The sequence below is a fragment of the Vibrio sp. 2130-1 genome (genome assembly GCF_033339515.1).
On sequence record NZ_JAWOUT010000351.1, the window covers coordinates 1 to 658 of the forward strand.

The following is a 658-nucleotide window of genomic DNA, read 5'->3' on the forward strand; positions in this document are numbered from 1 at the left end:
GAAGCGACACTGGCGTGTGACATCGTTTTGGTAAATGGTGTGATCACCGTTAAACCTCACTGGTGTGCTTACAAAGACATCAGGGCTGACGAAGTGATTTCCACCTTACTGGTGCCTTTGCATTTGAAGGCTCTCCAGGGTAAGGCTTACATTCGCTGGGATGATGGTGAAACCGAACCTCTGTTACAAAACGACGACTATCAGGCTGAACTTGAAAATGTGTTTAGTGTTTCCAAGTACCCATCAGCCATGAGCTGGGGCGATACAGCAGACCAGAAGGTTAAGCAGTACAAGATGGACCTTGAGTGCGCCACAGATGTTGGTCGTCGAGGTGTCTCATCAGAGCAAGCATGGGATGCTTATCGAGAACTCCGTTACAATAGAACAGTGTGAAACAAGCGGCCATTGGCCGCTTTGAACTTTCACATGTGAAAGTTTTCCGTCGGTCATGATGTCCAGGACGGCTTTGCCCAGTCTCATCCCTTTATGGTTTTGAACCGGGTCTCCCTTGTAGAAAAGTCCTGGCTCGTTATCGGGATGGAATACCCCGTGAGGAATGTTGTCGTGATCGCCCAGCCACATGCGTAGCCTCAGATCCACCAGCCACCCATCATCCAGGACAACCCAGAAATGCGGTGTCACGATGTCCTTGGTCTGT

The 658-nt window shown here is 50.0% G+C and carries 1 protein-coding gene and 1 pseudogene; one reads left to right on the plus strand and one right to left on the minus strand.

Annotation, left to right across the window (positions count from 1 at the left end; genetic code table 11):
• A partial coding sequence (locus R7Q09_RS26155) for a hypothetical protein (RefSeq protein WP_318143945.1) occupies positions 1-393 on the plus strand: 393 nt, incomplete at its 5' end.
• Here R7Q09_RS26155 and R7Q09_RS26160 read toward each other — a convergent pair.
• Positions 340-658, minus strand: a pseudogene (locus tag R7Q09_RS26160) (hypothetical protein); the annotation flags it as partial. The gene R7Q09_RS26155 and the pseudogene R7Q09_RS26160 overlap by 54 nt on opposite strands.